General features: G+C 70.5%; 9 protein-coding genes. 2 read left to right on the forward strand and 7 right to left on the reverse strand.

Annotated features, from left to right (window positions below):
- The first annotated feature begins 84 nt into the window (after positions 1–84).
- The gene (locus tag STRNI_RS38025) at positions 85–1293 is read left to right on the forward strand and encodes a macrolide family glycosyltransferase (RefSeq protein WP_277412883.1); all 1209 of its coding nucleotides are present in this window, start codon (positions 85–87) and stop codon (positions 1291–1293) included.
- 353 nt (positions 1294–1646) lie between these two features.
- The gene (locus STRNI_RS38030) at positions 1647–2684 is read left to right on the forward strand and encodes a methyltransferase (RefSeq protein ID WP_093645796.1); all 1038 of its coding nucleotides are present in this window, start codon (positions 1647–1649) and stop codon (positions 2682–2684) included.
- 128 nt (positions 2685–2812) lie between these two features.
- On the opposite strand, the gene STRNI_RS38035 is transcribed toward STRNI_RS38030, so the two are convergent.
- The 7 genes from STRNI_RS38035 to STRNI_RS38065 form a co-directional block, all read right to left on the reverse strand.
- Positions 2813–3847, reverse strand: a complete 1035-nt coding sequence (locus STRNI_RS38035; protein ID WP_277412884.1) for a ketoacyl-ACP synthase III family protein — start codon at positions 3845–3847, stop codon at positions 2813–2815.
- 39 nt (positions 3848–3886) lie between these two features.
- Positions 3887–11119, reverse strand: coding sequence for a type I polyketide synthase (locus STRNI_RS38040; RefSeq protein ID WP_277412885.1), 7233 nt, complete (start codon positions 11117–11119; stop codon positions 3887–3889).
- Positions 11120–11353: 234 nt separating this feature from the next.
- Positions 11354–12109, reverse strand: a complete 756-nt coding sequence (locus STRNI_RS38045; RefSeq protein WP_093645815.1) for an ABC transporter permease — start codon at positions 12107–12109, stop codon at positions 11354–11356.
- A gap of 136 nt (positions 12110–12245) precedes the next feature.
- Positions 12246–13028: an ABC transporter ATP-binding protein gene (locus tag STRNI_RS38050; RefSeq protein ID WP_093645791.1), complete on the reverse strand. Its 783-nt coding sequence runs from the start codon at positions 13026–13028 to the stop codon at positions 12246–12248.
- 108 nt (positions 13029–13136) lie between these two features.
- Positions 13137–14117 (reverse strand): NAD-dependent epimerase/dehydratase family protein, encoded by a 981-nt coding sequence (locus tag STRNI_RS38055; protein ID WP_274733266.1) that lies wholly within the window; start codon positions 14115–14117, stop codon positions 13137–13139.
- Positions 14110–14748: a dTDP-4-dehydrorhamnose 3,5-epimerase family protein gene (locus STRNI_RS38060; RefSeq protein WP_159491389.1), complete on the reverse strand. Its 639-nt coding sequence runs from the start codon at positions 14746–14748 to the stop codon at positions 14110–14112. Before STRNI_RS38060 ends, STRNI_RS38055 begins: the two co-directional genes overlap by 8 nt.
- A 302-nt stretch (positions 14749–15050) precedes the next feature.
- Positions 15051–16283, reverse strand: coding sequence for a class I SAM-dependent methyltransferase (locus STRNI_RS38065; RefSeq protein ID WP_148590568.1), 1233 nt, complete (start codon positions 16281–16283; stop codon positions 15051–15053).
- Positions 16284–16385: the final 102 nt, after the last annotated feature.

Genomic DNA, 16385 nt, shown 5'->3' on the forward strand with positions numbered 1-16385 from the left:
GAATCCGGGGAGCGGAGCCTGCCGGGCTGTCCGTGCTCAGCCGGAGTTCCATACGGTCCTGCACTCAAGAGGAGAACCGTCGCCGTGTCCAGCCATATTGCCGTTCTCTGCATTCCCGCCCACGGGCATATTCGTCCCGCCCTGGCAGTTACCGAGGAGCTTGTGCGCCGCGGTCACCGCGTCAGCTTCCTCACGCCGGACGGATTCGCCCCGGCCGTCCGGCAAACCGGGGCGAGCGTGGTGCCGTACGCCTCGCCGCTGGCCGAGGCGTTTGCCGCCGGGCAGAGCGTAGATCTCCCCCCTGACCAGATGGCCTGGTCACTGGTCATGGTCCAGTACGAGTGCGAGGCGCTGATCCGGGCGGCCGAGGAGCACTTCACCGACGGTCCGCCCGATCTCTTCTTCCATGACACGTCCCTGGCCTTCGCGGGCCGGACCCTGGGAGCGCTCTGGAACCGCCCCGCAGTACAGTCCGTCCCCAGCATGGCGTCCAACGCCCACTACTCGGACCTCGACACCATGTTCGACATGATCGGCGTCCCCGAGGACCACCCGGCGATACCCGAACTCTTCCGCCGCGCCGGAGAGGTCGCCGGGGAATACGGGCTCTCCGTTCCCACCGAGGAACTGCTGGGCTGGCACCGGCCCGTGGAGAGCGTGGTCTACGCACCCCGGGTGTTCCAGACCGCCCAGGAGACGTTCGGGGACGAGACCGCCTTCGTCGGGCCGTGTTTCCTCACCGAGGACCTCGCCGCCACCTGGGACACCCCGCAGGACGACACCCCCCTGGTCGTGATCTCCATGGGAACCATGTCCCAGGCGCAGACGGAATTCTTCCGCACCTGCGTGCGTGCGCTCAGCGGTCAGCCCTGGCGCGCGGTCCTCACGGTCGGCAACGGCTTCGACACCACCACGCTGGGGACCGTGCCGTCCAACATCGAGGTGCATCCGTGGATCCCCCAGGTCGCCGTCCTGGAACACGCCGATGTCTTCGTCACCTCCGGCGGCCTGGGCAGCCTCATGGGCGCGGTGCGCACCGGCACCCCGATGGTCATGGCCCCGCACCTGCCGGAGCACCAGGTCACCTGCGTACGCGCGGCGGAACTGGGGCTCGGTGTGCTGCTCGACCCCCAGGAGGCCACCGAGGAGCAGATCCTCACCATCCTGCGGCACCTGATCGCCGATGAGGCCACGCGGACCGAGCTGCGCCGTATGCGCGAGCTGACGGAGGCCGCCGGCGGGGTGACCCGGGCGGCGGACATGCTGGAATCACGGATCCGGGTGTACGGCTGAGGCATCGTCACCGAGGGGATGGCCCGGGGCGGGAGACACCCCCCGCCGACGACCGTTGGGGAATTCCCTATAGAAGCCATCACCGCTTCGGCGGTCGGCATCGACGGAATAGGGTGGCCCATAAGGATCCGTTGACCGTTCCTCTCCGCCGACCTCCGCCGGCCCTTTCCTGAGCCGCGCCGAGGCGTGCCGCGCAAGTGTCCGTGACCATCCGTCCGTGACCGTCCGCTTGAAATTCTGCTTGACGATTCCTGTTTCCGATGTCAGGCGGGCACGCCACCCCTTCGCCCACTGCCCCCTCTTCATGGGCGGGCGACGGATGTGGCCCGTTACCCACCCCAGGAGCATTGCGAATGACAGAGCTGAAGAAACCGGACGAGGTAGCGCTTCGTCCGCATTACAAGGCGCACTATCACTTCCAGTTCCTCAGCGCCGCCTTCCGGTTCGGACTCTTCGACATACTGGAGAAGGAGCCGGGGACCACCCTCACCGGCATATCCGAACGGCTGGGCCTCCAACAGCAGCCGACGCGCATCCTGCTACTGGGCTGCACCGCCACGGGCCTGGTACGCAAGGAGGGGGACGGCTACCACAACACCCCGCTCACCCAGCCGCTCGGGGAGCGCCCCGGCCATGTGCCGGCCACCTACATCCCCTGGGAGACGCACGGCATCTACCGTGCCATCAGCTGGTTCTACGAGTCGCTGCAAGAGAACTCCAACATCGGCCTGCAGCGCGAGATCCCCGGCACCGCGCCCACGCTCTACGGCCGGCTGGCGGAGAACCCGGAACTGGAGTCCACCTTCCACACCATGATGAGCGCGGTGACCCAGCTCGTTGCCGAGGACGTGGCCACCGAGCTCGACCTGTCGGAGTACCGGCACCTCCTCGATGTCGGTGGCGGCGCCGCGATGAACGCGGTGCATTTGGCGCGGGAATGGCCCGATCTGGAGATCACGATTGGCGACCTGCCCTCGATCGTCCCCCAGGCGAACGACAGGATCGCGGCACAGGGTCTGGGCCATCGGGTACGCGCGGTCAGCCTCGACGCCTTCCACGACGAGTTCCCCGTCGGCCATGACGCGGTGTTCTTCGCGCACTTCCTTGAGATCTGGTCCTCCGACCGCATCCGCGCACTGCTGGCGAAGGCGTCCCGCGCGCTTCCTTCCGGCGGCGGCGTCTTCGTGGTGACTCCCTACCAATACGACGACGAAACCGGACCGGAGCGCTCGGCCTACCTCTCCGCGTACTTCCACACGATCGCTTCCGGCGAGGGCATGGTGTACACGCCGAAAGAGTACGAGCAGTGGTTCGACGAGGCGGGAATCGAGCCCGCCAAGCCGGTGCAGCTCGGCCCGGACACCGTGGTGATCCGCGGTCGGAAGCGGTAGGGGCGTCTTCCTAGAAGAGCCCCGATGCCCGCGAGGCCGACCCGCCGGCGCGGCGGTCAGCAGCAGTCATCCCCTCGAAGGCCGGAGCGCCGGGGCGGGCCCTTGGCGGGCTTGCCCCGGCGCTCGCGTCATACCGTCCAGGCCGGGAGATCGCTGATGATGACGACGCACGCGGTGCAGATCCAGCCGGGGCCCTGGGAGACCAGCAGGACGTGGTCGCCCGGGCCGACCTCTCCCGTGCGGACCAGGTGCTCCAGCGCGAGGAAGACGTCCGCACCGCCGACATGACCGACGCCCCTGCCGAAATCGAAGGACGACTTCGACATGGGCAACCCGAGCGGCGCCATGACCGAGTACTCGATCATCCGGCCGTCCGTATGGATCGGCACGACCTTGGCGAGATCGGATGCGTTCAGGTCGGCGTCGACCAGGGCCCGGTGAATGATGCCCAGGTTGAAGACGCTCAGTTTCTCCAGCGTCTCCGACAGCGACAGCTCGGTCTCGGCGAACCGTTCGGCCCGCTCCGCCATGTCCGCCATCGAACCGGACTCCCCGCGCAGCAGCATGGGGCCGTCGCCGCGGTGCCACTTCTCCAGGGCGGGCAGCAGCCCGGCGTGCAGCGACCGCACCTCGGCGAAACCCTCCTCCGCGCTGAGCACCGCGGCGGCGCCCCCGTCTCCGAGGAAGTACGACTGGCCGTAGCCCGTCCACCGGTCGATGTCCGGGGAGGAGAAGTTCTCCCCCGTCGTCAGCAGCACGGCCTCCGTCTGCGCGGCGCCGGTCAGCTGGCCGATGGCCACCTCCAAGGCGCCCAGCATGCCGTTGCAGCCCTGCTGGAGGTAGAGCGCGGAGACACCGTCCAGGCCCAGCTCCCGCTGGATGTACCCGGGCGGATAGGAGCCCGCGGGCCCTTGGTAGTAGACCGCGCTGTGGAGATGCGACGCTATCTCGTCGGGATCGAGCTCCGTACGCTCCAGGGCGGCCCGGGCAGCTGACACCGCGAGGTCGACGGCCGGCACGTCACCGGCCACATGGGTTCCGGTGAGTCCGTTCGCCGCCGTCACCTCCGGGCCGAGGAGGCCGTCGGCCACCGCCTGTTCCGCGCTCACCCACTCGTGCAGAGCGACTCCCAGCGAGTTGATGTGGACGTTCTCTACCCTCATGCGGGATGTCTCCGTTTCCGTCCGGCACCGGGGCCGGGCTCAGGCGAGCAGCTGTTCCTTGATGTGCTGGGCCAGTTCGACGGGTGTCGTGAACTCGAAGGCCACGCCGGGCGCCAGGGTGAGCTTGGTGGCGCTGTTCAGGGCATTGCGGAGCGTGAGTGAGGTCAGGGAGTCGAAGCCGAGCCCGTTCAGTTCCGTCGTCGCGGTCACCGGGTCCGCGGACGAGTGCCCCAACACGGCCGCGATCTGCTCCCGTACGAGATCGGTCAGCGTCGTGTCGCGTTCCGCGGCGGTCATCGAGGCCAGCAGGTGCCGCAATTCCGATGCCTGCGCCGGGGTGTCCTGCGCCGCCCGGCGGGCCGGGGCCGGCAGCAGGGAACGGAGCAACGCGGGTGCCTCCCCGGCCCTGGCCCGCTCGTGCAGCACACCGAAGTCCAGCCGGGCCGCGACGGTGAGCCCGTGCCCCATCCCGCGCGCCGCGTCGAACAGCTGGAGACCGTGCGCCGGAGGGAGTTCCCCCACTCCCGGCAGCGCCAGCCGTGCCCTGCCCGCGGTGACCAGGTCGCGGCCACCCCATATGCCCCAGGCGATCGACGTCGCGGGGACCCCCTGGGAGCGTGCCTCGTAGGCGAACGCGTCGAGGAAGGCGTTGGCCGCCGCGTAGTTGCCCTGTCCCGCGCCGCCGAAGACGCCCGCGACCGACGAGAACATGATGAACGCCGACAGGTCCGCGTCCCGGGTCGCCTCCCGCAGCGCGAGCACCGCGTCCACCTTGGGCCGAAGGACCGCGCTCAGCCGGTCGGGCGTCAGGGACGGAAGGACACCGTCGTCGAGCATGCCGGCGGTGTGCACCACGGCCCTGAGCGGGCGGTCGGCCGGGAGGCCCGCCAGCAGTTCCGCCAGTGCCTGATGATCCGTCACATCGCAGTCGGCCACGTTTACTTGCACACCCAAAGCGGCCAGCTCCTCCTGGATTTCGGGCGCGCCCGGCGCGTCGAGCCCCTGCCGGCTCAACAGCAGCAAGTGCCGTACACCGTGTTCCACGACCAGGTGACGGGCGACCGCGGTTCCCAGCATGCCGGTACCGCCGGTGACCAGCACGGTGCCCTCGGCGCCATCGGGAAGCACCGCAGCACCGATATCGCTCCCGAGGGAGCGGCGGACCAGTCGCGGTACCCGTACCGCTCGCTTGCGCAGGGCCCATTGCGGCTCGCCGGAACCCACGGCCTTCAGCAGCGCACGCCAGGCCGGCTTGCCGCCGTCCGTATCCACCAGCAGGAAGCGGCCCGGGAACTCGGTCTGCGCCGAGCGCACCAGTCCCCACACCGCGGCGGCCGCGAGGTCGAGCCGACCGCTCACCCCGCCGCCGTCCCAGGCGGGCACCGCACCCCGGGTGAGGAACACCAGCCGGGACCGGTCGAACGCGGGCGTCGTCACCCAGGACCGTGCCCACTCCAGCGCCCGGCGCGTGGTGTCGTGGACGGCGCCCGCGAGCTCCGCACCGGTCCGCTCCACGGACGCGTCGGACGCGCAGGTCACCACGACCACCTCGGGCGCACCGGAGGAGTCGCCGACGGCCGCGGCCAGCGCCTCGGGATCGGGGTACGCCTCGGCGTACTGGCCCGCCGACATCAGCCCCGAGCGCACCCCCAGCGTGTCCTCGCCGACGACCGCCCACGTCGCGGGCACCTCGCCGGCTGCCGACGCGAGGTCCCTGTCGGTCCACTCCACGCCGAACAGTCCGTCCTGCTGGGCGGCGCCCGCCGTCCGGACTCCGCTCCGGGAAACCGCTCGCGGTGTCAGGGACTCCACCGTCAGCACCGGAGCTCCGGTGGCATCCGCGGCCCGTACCGAGAAGGAGCCGTCGGGGAGCGGGCTGAGGTGCACCCGCAGTACGCAGGCCCCGGAGGCATGCAGGGAAACCCCCTGCCAGGCCCCGGTCCGCCACGGCCCCACGGGCTCCGGCAGCACGCCGTCTATCCGCAGCGGCTCCAGCGCCGCGTCGGCCAGGACCGGGTGCAGTCCGAACTCCGCTGCCTCCGGCCGCAGCCGCTCGGGCAGGGCGACCTCAGCGAAGAGCTCGTCACCGCGTCGCCACACGGCGTGCGCGACCGGCGCGAAGTCATCTCGATCGTCCGCCCCTTCCCGGCCGTACGGTACTTCTTCGGCCTCGGCCGGGGGCCACGCCGCCAGGTCCCAACCGGGTGCCGAACCCTCCTCGGCCAGCGATCCCGTCGCATGGCACGTCCACGGCCGTCCGACGCTTTCATCGCCCCGCCGCGAGTGGACGGACACCGGACGCCTCCCCGTCTCCCCGGGCTCACCGACCGTGACCCGGAGCTGGACGGCCCCGGACTCCGGCAGCACCAGGGGGGTCTGCACCGTCAGCTCCGCCAGCTTCCCGAAGCCCACCTGGTCACCGGCCCTGACGGCCAGCTCGACCAGCACCGGATCGGGCGCCAGCGGGGCACCGCCGACATCGCGCCGGGCGAGCCAGCCGTACGTGGCCGCCGAGAGCCGCCCCGTGAACAACACCGTTTCGGAGTCGGGGAGTTCGACCACTGCTCGCAGAAGCGGGTGCTCCGCTCGCACCGCGCCGACGCCCGAGTCACCGTGGGACCTCCCGGGGGCCGCCTTCAGCCAGTGGTGGTGGCCTTGGAAGGGGTAGGTGGGGAGGTCCGGGTGGGGTGGGGCGGTGGTGGGGGTGTGGAGGGGGATGCCGTGGGTGTAGGCGGTGGCGGTGGCCGTGAGGAGGTCGTGGTGGGTGGCGTGGTCGCGGTGGAGGGTGGGGAGGACGGCGTGCGGGGTGGAGTGCGGGAGGTCTTGTTGGAGTGTTTGCTGGAGGGGGAGGGTGAGGACGGGGTGGGGGCTGATTTCGAGGTAGGCGTGGTGGTTGTTGGCGAGGAGAGCCTTGGTGGCGGTGTGGAAGTCGACGGTGTGGCGCAGGTTTTGGTACCAGTACTCGGCGTTGAGTTCGGTGCCTTGGAGGTGGGTGCCGGTGAGGGAGGAGTAGAAGGGGATGGTGGTGGGGCGTGGGGTGATGGGTGCGAGGTCGTGGAGGAGCTTGTCGTGGAGCTGCTCCATTTGGGGTGAGTGGGAGGCGTAGTCGACGGGGATGCGGCGGGCGCGGATGTGGTGGTGGTCGCAGTGGTCTTGCAGTTGGTCGAGGGCCTGGGGCGTGCCGGAGATGACGGTCTGGGTGGGGCTGTTGACGGCGGCGATGTGGGCGTCGAGGTTGAGGGTGTTGATGAGGTGGTGGGCGGTGTCGGGGTCGGTGGCCAGGGAGGTCATGGCGCCGTTCCCGGCGAGGGTGGTGAGGAGTTGGGAGCGGAGAGCGGTGACGCGGGCGGCGTCGTGGAGGGTGAGTGCGCCGGCGATGGTGGCGGCGGCGATCTCGCCTTGGGAGTGGCCGAGGACTGCGGCGGGTCGGATGCCGAGGCTTCGGCAGGTGGTGGCGAGGGCGACCATGACGGCCCAGAGGGCGGGTTGGACGACGTCGACGCGGTCGAGGGTGGGCTGGTCGGGAGCGTTGTGGAGGACGCCGGTGAGTGACCAGTCGATGTAGGGGGCGAGGGCCTGTTCGCAGGTGTGGAGGTGGTGGGCGAAGGTGTCGTTGGTGGCGAGGAGGTCGGTGGCCATGCCTTGCCATTGGGAGCCTTGACCGGGGAAGACGAAGACGGGGTCGGTGAGGGCGGGGCCGGTGTGGGTGAGGGCGGGCCCGGTGAGGGTGGGTGTGTCGGGGAGGGCGCGTAGGGCGGTGGCCAGTTCGGTGTGGGTGGTGCCGATGACGGCTGCGCGGTGGTCGAAGACGGTGCGGGAGGCGAGGGTGCTGGTGAGGTGGGGGAGGGGGCTCTCTGGGTGTCGTTCGAGGAAGGTGGCGAGGCGTTCGGCTTGTGCGTGCAGCGCTTGTTGATCGCGGGCCGACAGGACCAGGGGCAGGTCACCGGTATCGCCACCACCCCCGTCCAGCGGCAGCATGCCGTCGCCCGTGTCCTCACCGTCCGGCGCCGCCGTGGGCCCGTCCGGCGCCTCCTCCAGCACCAGGTGGGCATTGGTCCCGCTGATGCCGAAGGAGGACACCCCGGCCCGGCGGCGCCCGTGCGCGGCCGGCCAGGGCTCCTGCTCGGTGAGCAGTTCCACGGCGCCGGTGGTCCAGTCGACGTGGGGGGACGGCTCGTCGACATGGAGGGTGCGGGGGAGGACGCCGTGGCGCATGGCCTGCACCATCTTGATCACTCCGGCCGCCCCGGCCGCGGCCTGGGTGTGTCCGATGTTCGACTTCACCGAACCCAGCCACAGTGGCCGCTCCTCCGGCCGGTCCTGCCCGTACGTCGCCAGCAGGGCCCGGGCCTCGATCGGGTCACCCAGCGTCGTCCCCGTCCCGTGCGCCTCGACCGCGTCGACATCGGCGGCCGACAGACCGGCGTGGGCCAGGGCGGCGCGGATGACGCGCTGCTGGGCAAGGCCGTTCGGGGCGGTCAGACCGTTGGAGGCGCCGTCCTGGTTGACCGCGGAACCGCGGATGACCGCCAGCACCGGGTGCCCGTTGCGCCGTGCGTCGGACAACCGCTCCAGCAGCATCAACCCCACGCCCTCGCCCCAGCCGGTGCCGTCCGCCGCCGCGGCGAACGGCTTGCACCGGCCGTCGGGGGCCATGGCGCGCTGGGTGCTGAACGCGGTGAAGGTACCCGGAGTCGCGATGACGGTCACACCGCCGGCCAGGGCCAGGGTGCACTCACCCTGCCGCAGCGACTGCGCCGCAAGGTGCAGGGCGACCAGGGAGGACGAGCACGCCGTGTCCACCGTAATCGCGGGACCCTGCAGTCCCAGGAAGTAGGACAACCGGCCCGAGAGCACGCTGAGCGCGTTGCCCGTCAACAGCACGCCGTCCAGGCCTTCCGGCGCCTCGTGCAGCAGGGTGGAGCCGTACTCCTGCGCCAGCGCCCCGACGAACACACCGGTCGTGCTGCCCTTCAGGGAGGTCGGCTCGACGCCCGCGCGTTCGAAGGTCTCCCAGGCCGTCTCCAGCAGCAGCCGCTGCTGCGGGTCCATCGCCAGCGCCTCCCGCGGCGAGATCCCGAAGAACGCCGCGTCGAACCGGCCCGCCTCGTCCAGGAACGCGCCCTCCCGCGCGTAGGAGGTGCCGGGCTTGTCGGGGTCCGGGTCGTACAGCGCGTCCAGGTCCCAGCCCCGGTCGGAGGGGAAGCCGGTCACGGCGTCGGTCTCCGAGGCCACCAGGTCCCACAGCTCCTGCGGAGAGGTGACGCCTCCGGGAAAGCGGCAGCCCATCGCGACGATGGCCACGGGATCGTCCGGAGCGGCGGGCCCGAGGCGCGCGGTGTCGTCGGCCGGGGGCGCGGTGTGCAGCAGTTCGCCCTCAAGATAGGAGGCCAGGGCGGTCACCGTCGGATAGTCGTAGGCGATCGCGGCCGACAGCTTCCGTCCGGTCGCGGCGGACAGCCGGTCGCGCAGGGCCACCGCGGCCAGCGAGGTGAAACCGAGCTCGTGCAGGGGCCGGTCCGCCGCCACCTCCTGGGCGGAGCCGAGCCCGAGGACCTCGGTGACGATGGAGCGCACGAGGGCGAGCAGCCCCCGGCCTCCGACCGGGGCTCCGTCGTCCGCGGGGACGAGCGCCGTGGCGGAGACCTCTGGCGCGCCGGTGCCGTCCGTGGAGGAGGGCGGGTCCGGACGGAGACCGGCCGGGGGACTGACGGTGAGCAGGGCGCCGGGACGCTCCGCCAGTCGCCGACGGACGATCTTTCCCGCCGCGTTGCGGGGGATCTCGGCGACGCTGCGGAACTCGTCGGGCACCTTGAAATAGGACAGTTCCCGCCGGCAAGCCTCCAGGAGCAGCCCCGCGTCGACGCCTTCGGGCCCCGGGACGACATAGGCGACGGGCACTTCGCCGAGCACGTCGTGCGGCCGGCCGGCCACCGCGGCGTCGTTCACTCCGGGCACCCGCGTCAGGACCTCTTCGATCTCCCGCGGATGGATGTTCTCGCCGCCTCGGATGATGAGCTCCCTGACCCGGCCGGTGAGGGTGAGGAAGCCCGCCGCGTCCTGGCGAGCGAGGTCTCCGGTGCGGTACCAGCCGCCGGAGAGCACCGCCCGGGTCTCCTCCGGCTGGTTGTGGTAGCCGAGCATGAGCGCCGGGCTGCTGACCCACACCTCGCCCTCTTCACCCGCGGCGACCTCCGCGCCGGTCCGGGGATCCGTCAGCCGCACGGTGAGCCCGGGCACCGGCCGCCCGCAGGAGCCCGGCACCTTGGGGCCGCCCGGGACGTGCGTGGTGATCGCACCACCGGTCTCGGTACTCCCGTAGCTGTCGAGCAGACGGATGCCGAAGGTGTCCTCGAAGGCCTCTTGCAGGCCGGCTGGGCAGGCCGAACCGGCCGCCAAGCAGAAACGCAGGTACGGGAGTCCGGCACCTTCCTCCCGCCCGACCTCCAGCATGCGGTGGAACAGGGTCGGCACGGCCACCAGGAAGGTGGACCGGTCCTCCTGCGCTGCCCGCAGGATCTCGTCGGCCGCCGCGCCCACCATGAAGTGTGCCGTGGCGCCGACGGCCAGCACGCCCAGGAATCCGACGCTGTGGGACACGGCGTGGAACAACGGCATCGGCCACAACACCCGGTCCTCCGGGCCCAGGCCGAACAGGGGCACGGAGCAGGACGCCGTGGCCCACAGCGAGGACTGCTGCGTCGACACCACACCCTTGGGACGTCCCGTGGTGCCCGAGGTGTAGAGCATCCAGGCCGGCTCGTCCAGGCCGAGGTCGTCGCGCGCCGCGCTCTCCGGCTCGGTGACCGCGAGCGTCTCGAACCGCAATGCTCCGTCCGGCACTTCGGGGGCCGCTCCGACCACCACGACGGTACCGGCCGACGCCGTCCGCCCGGTGACTGCGAGCACCTGTTCCGCCTGGGCGGCACCGCTGATGACCAGGACGGCCCCGCTGTCGTCGAGATGATGGGCGAGCTCGGCATCCGTCGACTGCGGATCGAGCGGTACGCCGATGGCACCGGCCCGGGCCACGGCCGCGTAACTCTCCACCATCTCCACGCGGTTGCCCATCCGCAGCAGCACCCGGTCGCCGCGTGCCACTCCCAGGTCCGCGAGGTGTCCGGCCAGTTTGCGTGTGCGCTCTTCCAGATCCCGGTAGGTCACTGACCGCTGGGCGTCCCGGAACGCGGTCTTCTCCGGAAAACGACGGGCGTTGCGTGAAAGCAGCTCATGCAGCGGCCGGATCAGCTCATTGCGCAACGTGTCACTCACGCTTCTCGGATTCCAATCACATGGGGAACGGAGACGCGGTACCGCCGACAACCGGGCGGAGCCGCTCCAGGCGCTGCAATCGCCGCTCGGGCCGGTGCACCCGGAAGTGCGGAAACCTGCCGGCGGGGGGCCAGTATGTCCAGATCCCCTCTAGGGGAATCCCTCGCGATACCCACGGAGGCGGTGCGCGGTGCGGACCACGCCGGGCACCGCCCTTGAACCGGCCGACCAGCCCTAGGCACCGGCCTTGCGGAACACCCGCGCGCCGAGGAAGACCGAGACCCCGGCGAGCGCCGCCGCCATCAGTGCGCCGCGGATCATCGCGGTGCTGCCGTACTGGCCGAGGAATGCGGCCCGGACCGCTTCCACCAGGTAGCGCAGCGGCACGAATCGCGAGATCACGTCCAGCCATCGGGGTGCGAGCGCCATCGGCAGCAGGATGCCGGAGAGCAGCATGACCGGCAGGTTGACGGTGTTGATCACGGGAGCGAAGCCTTCGGGGGACTCCAGCCGCATGGCCAGCGCATAGGACAGCGAAGCCAGCGCCACCGTGAGCACGGCGACGAACAGAAAGGCGATGAGGATGCCGAGCACCGGGGCGCGCAGCCCCATCGTCACGCCCGCGAGCACCAGGAGCAGTGACTGGGCGAGCAACTTCACCACATCGCACAGCACCCGCCCCATCAGCAGCGCCAGCCGGCTGACCGGGGTGACCTGCATCCGCTCGATCACACCGTTCTGCTTCTCGATCAGAATGCCGAAGCCGGCGAAGGCCGCGCTGAACAGGCCGAGTTGCACCAGAAGCCCCGGCACCAGCGTCTGCCAGGCGTCACCGCCGGTACCGAGCGGTATCTGCGTCAGCAGCGGACCGAAGAAGAACAGCATGAGCAGCGGCATGAGGACGCCCACCACCAGGCTGATCTTGGCGCGCATCGTCTCTCGCAGATAGCGCCCGAAGATCAGGCGGGTGTCGGCGACGAGGTCGGCCAGGCCGGCCGGGCCGGAAGTCTCCTTTCTCTGCCTGGCCGCGTGGCGACGGGACGGCTCCGTGGGCTCGGATGCCGTCCTCACCGAGGACGTGGTGGGGGACGGGTGCGGCACGTCAGCCTCCGTGGGGAGCGGGCGGTCAGATGGCGACCGGGACGTCGGGAGCGAGGGGGTGGTGCCCCGTGATGGCGAGGAAGGCTTCGCGGAGGCTGGCCGCTTCCGAGCCCGTGTAGCGCAGCTTCAGATCCTGCGGGGTGCCCTCGGCGGCGACCAGTCCGCCGTCGACGACGACGAGCCGGTCGGAGAGGACGTCCGCCTCGTCGAGATAGTGCGTGGTCAGGAAGACCGTGGTGCCCTCGGTACGGATGCGCTGCACCAGGTCCCATACGTCGGAGCGGCTTCCGGGGTCGAGCCCGGTCGTCGGCTCGTCGAGGAACAGCAGCTGGGGCCGGTGGGTCAGGCCCAGAGCGATGTCGAGGCGGCGGCGCTGGCCTCCGGAGAGTGACCGGGTGGGCCGGTCGAGGAGATCGGCGAGGTCGAGATCCTCGGCGAGTTCCCGGGCACGGTTCTTGGCCTCGGTCTTGCCGAGTCTGTACAGCCGGCCCTGGGTGACCAGTTCCTCCCGCACGCTGACGGCCGGGTCGACCCCACTCGCCTGGGCGACATAGCCGATGCGCCTGCGCACCCCGACCGGGTCGCCGGCCAGGTCGTGCCCGGCGACGGTGGCGCTTCCCCCGGTGGGGGGCAGCAACGTGGTGAGCATGCGCATCATGGTGGTCTTGCCGGCGCCGTTGGGGCCGAGAAAGCCGAGGATCTCGCCTGCGGACACGGTGAGGTCGATGCCGCGCACCGCCTCGACCGGACCCTTCTTGGTCGTGAAGGTGCGGGCGAGCCCCTTGGCGTCGATGATCGGGGTCGTCATGGCGGCCTCCTGCCTTGCGGATGGGTGTCTCGTCCGGTGCCCCGCGCACCCCTGTGATCCCCCGGCCGCGGCCTTACGGGGGCACCGGAAGCGGCGCGGGCTCCGGGGTCAGTCGGCGTTCCGGGGCGGGAGTGACTGATCCGCGGTCACGGTGTCCCACATGGCCCGCATCGACTCCCCGATGGTGAACCGGGGGTGCCAGCCGAGGAGGCGGGCGGCGCGGGAGATGTCGACCCGGACCCAGTCGGCACCCCTGCTGTGTACCTCACCCCGCTGCTCCCGAATCGTCTCCGCCGGCAACCCGGCGGCCGTGACGAGCTCGTGCACCAGCTGCCGTACGCCCATTGCCTGGCCGCAGCCGATGTTGACCAGCGGGTCGGCGCGGGTGATCCGGGCCGCTCTGACCACGGCGTCCGCGGCGTCCCGCACATCGACGTAGTCACGCTGGGCATCGGCGATGGTCAACTCGATGCCCGCGGCCACGTCGACACCGCGGAGCCGGACCGCCAGGGAACCGAAGAAGCTCTCCAGCGCGGGGTGCGGCCCCAGAGTGTTGGCCACCCGCAGAACCACTCCGTCGAATGCGCCGTTCCGGACGGCGTCGAGGATCATCTGCGAGGCGGTGAGCTTCGTCGTGCCGTAGGGATTCGCCGGATCCGGTGTGATGCCCTCGTGTATCGACGTGCCGAAGGGGACCGGGCCGTACTCGTGGATGGTGCCCAGGTGGACCAGCCGGGGAGGGCGCTGCAGCAGCGCCAGCGCGCCGATGAGCCGTTCCACCAACTGCACGTTGGTGTAGTGCAGTTCGTCCCCCCAGCCGAGGGTGGCATTGACCACTACGTCGATGTTCTCCTCGGCCAGCACCCGGGCGAGCTCCTCGCTCGTGCTGCCCGCGACATCGAGGGACTGGAACCGGTGGGCAGCGATGCGCGGCGCATACCGCCGGGCGATCGCGATGACTTCGCTCCCCTCGGCCGTGAAGGCGGCACAGATGTGCCGGCCCATACACCCGGTGGCCCCCAGCACTGCGACACGGAAGGAACCAGGGGGCGGCATCAACGGTGCCTCGGTGTTTTCCTCATCAGTCACGGAGCGCGACCCCCGACTGGTCGGGGCACACCGCCGGTTCGGCGGCCGGCCCGGTCGGCAGGCAGTCGGCGTACTTCGGGAGGACGCCCTGGGCCTCGGCCTCCGCCAGACTGGGCGCGCTGGTGTCCCGCGTGGACAGGCGGTACTCCACATTGTGCGGCCAGGGCAGCCCGATCGCGGGGTCGAACGGATCGATCGCGTGCTCCAGCTCGGCCCGGTAAGCACTGCTCACGAGGTACGACATGACGGTGTCGTCCTCCAGCGCCAGGAAGGCATGGGCGAGACCGTCGGGGATGTACACGGCCCGGCAGGACTCCGAGTCCAGCGTGACGAGGTCCCACTGGCCGAAGGTGGGCGACCCCACCCGGATGTCCACGACGGCATCCAGCGCCTTCCCCCGTGCGCAGTAGACGTACTTGACCTGGCCCGGGGGAGTGGCCGTGAAGTGGAGCCCGCGCAGCACACCTTTGGCCGACCTGCTGTGGTTGGTCTGTGCCACGGGGAACCGGTGGCCGACCGCCGCGACGAACGCCTCGTCCTGCAACGGCGAGAAGAACAGCCCGCGGTGGTCGAGGTGGATGTCGGGGGTGAACTCGAATCCGCCGCCGACGGCGAGCTTTCGGGTACGCATCACGGATCACCTGCCCGCTGCGTCGTGTGCGGACAGCGCCGCGGGCCGCGTGCCGGGCCGCCGCGGCCGGATCGGTTCGGTGCGCCTCATGTCACTCACGTTTTCGCGCTCCCACCACGTTCGGAAACAGGTTCTTGCTTTGCGGAGGCAGGCACAGCTCGTCGCGTACGGCGCACGGCCGTGTGTGCCGACCGGAGGGACGGGCTGATCCCGGCTGTGTCTGCCTCAGTATGGGTCGCACCCATGTGGAAGATTCCCTAGTGCCGGAGCCGGAGGGTGCCTGCCGGACGGCGGCGGCACGGTCAGACGATGGAGAGCTCGGGCAGCGGGAAGACCAGCTTGCCGCCGCCGGCGAGGAAGGCGCTCTCCCGCTCGATGAAGCCTTCCCGGTAGATCCAGGGGAGCACCAGCAATTGATCTGGGCGCCGGGACTTGGCCTCCTCCTCCGACACGATCGGGATCCCCGAACCGGGCGTGAAACAGCCGGACTTGTCCGCGTTGGGCTCGCCGATGCAGGGCAGATCGTCCTCGGTGAGCCCGCAGAACTGCAGGATGACATTGCCCTTGGTCGAAGCGCCGTACCCGAGGGTCACCTTCCCCGCCTTGCGCGAGTCGTCGAGGAAGTCACGAAGGCGGTCACGATAGTCATGGACGCGCTTGGCGAACGCTTCGAACGGGGCCATGGTGTCCAGCCCGAGGGCGGTCTCCCTGGCGCGGACGGCAGCCAGCCCCGCCTCGTCCACGGGGTAGCGGCCGGGCCGCTTGGCGAGGGTCACACAGAGGCTGCCGCCGTACACCTCGGTGAGCTCGGCCTTGAGGACGGTGAATCCGACGCGTTCGGCCATCCATTCGATCTGCCGCAGCGCGTAGTACTCCAGGTGCTCATGGCACACCACGTCGTAGGCGGTGCCTTCGAGCATCGCCGGCAGATAGCTCTGCTCCATCACCCAGACGCCGTCGTCGTCGAGGACGTCGTACACGTCCTGCATGAACGCCATCGGCCGCGGCAGGTCGTAGAACATCGCGATGGAGGTGACGACCTTCGCACGGCGCGAGCCGAACCGTTCGGTGAACTGGTCGCGGGAGAAGAAGTCGGGGATCAGTTCGGCGTGCGGCGGGTAGTACTCGCGGAACTTCGGCCCGGTCGGGTCGATGCCGACCAGTGTCGGGCCGGGAGTCGGGTAGCCGCGCAGCAGCGTGGAGTCATTGCTGCCGATGTCCACCACCAGATCGCCGGGACCGGGGCCGACCAGGTCGGTGATCGCCGCGACCTTGTGGTGGAGATGCTGGACCATGAACGGGCGTATGCCGGAGCGGTAGCCGTAGTTGTCCCCGTACATCAGGCCGAAGTCGGCGGTGTGGCGGAGCTGGACGAGGCCGCAGCCGTCCGGTGAGCACTTGACCAGTTCCAGGGGGACCGTGGGCACCGCCTCGTCCCGGGTGCGGGGAAAGATGCCGGTGAGAGCCTGTGGGCCCAGGTCGAGAACCGGCAGCAGGGTGCGGTTGCCGCAGACACGGCAGTCATCGATGATCATGGATTCTCCAGGTCGCGTTCCACCATCGGCTGGACCGGATCGGAACCGGCGCCGTGATCCCACGCCAGGCGCGGTGAGCCCCGCCAGGTATCTGCCGGCGAC

The sequence above is a fragment of the Streptomyces nigrescens genome (genome assembly GCF_027626975.1).
In the GTDB taxonomy this organism is placed as follows: Bacteria; Actinomycetota; Actinomycetes; order Streptomycetales; family Streptomycetaceae; genus Streptomyces; species Streptomyces nigrescens.

Coding starts and splice junctions, on each gene's coding strand:
- STRNI_RS38030 (WP_093645796.1), top strand. CDS start 1,647: ATGACAGAGCTGAAGAAACCGGACGAGGTAGCGCTTCGTCCGCATTAC.
- STRNI_RS38035 (WP_277412884.1), bottom strand. CDS start 3,847: ATGAGGGTAGAGAACGTCCACATCAACTCGCTGGGAGTCGCTCTGCAC.
- STRNI_RS38050 (WP_093645791.1), bottom strand. CDS start 13,028: ATGACGACCCCGATCATCGACGCCAAGGGGCTCGCCCGCACCTTCACG.
- STRNI_RS38060 (WP_159491389.1), bottom strand. CDS start 14,748: ATGCGTACCCGAAAGCTCGCCGTCGGCGGCGGATTCGAGTTCACCCCC.
- STRNI_RS38065 (WP_148590568.1), bottom strand. CDS start 16,283: ATGATCATCGATGACTGCCGTGTCTGCGGCAACCGCACCCTGCTGCCG.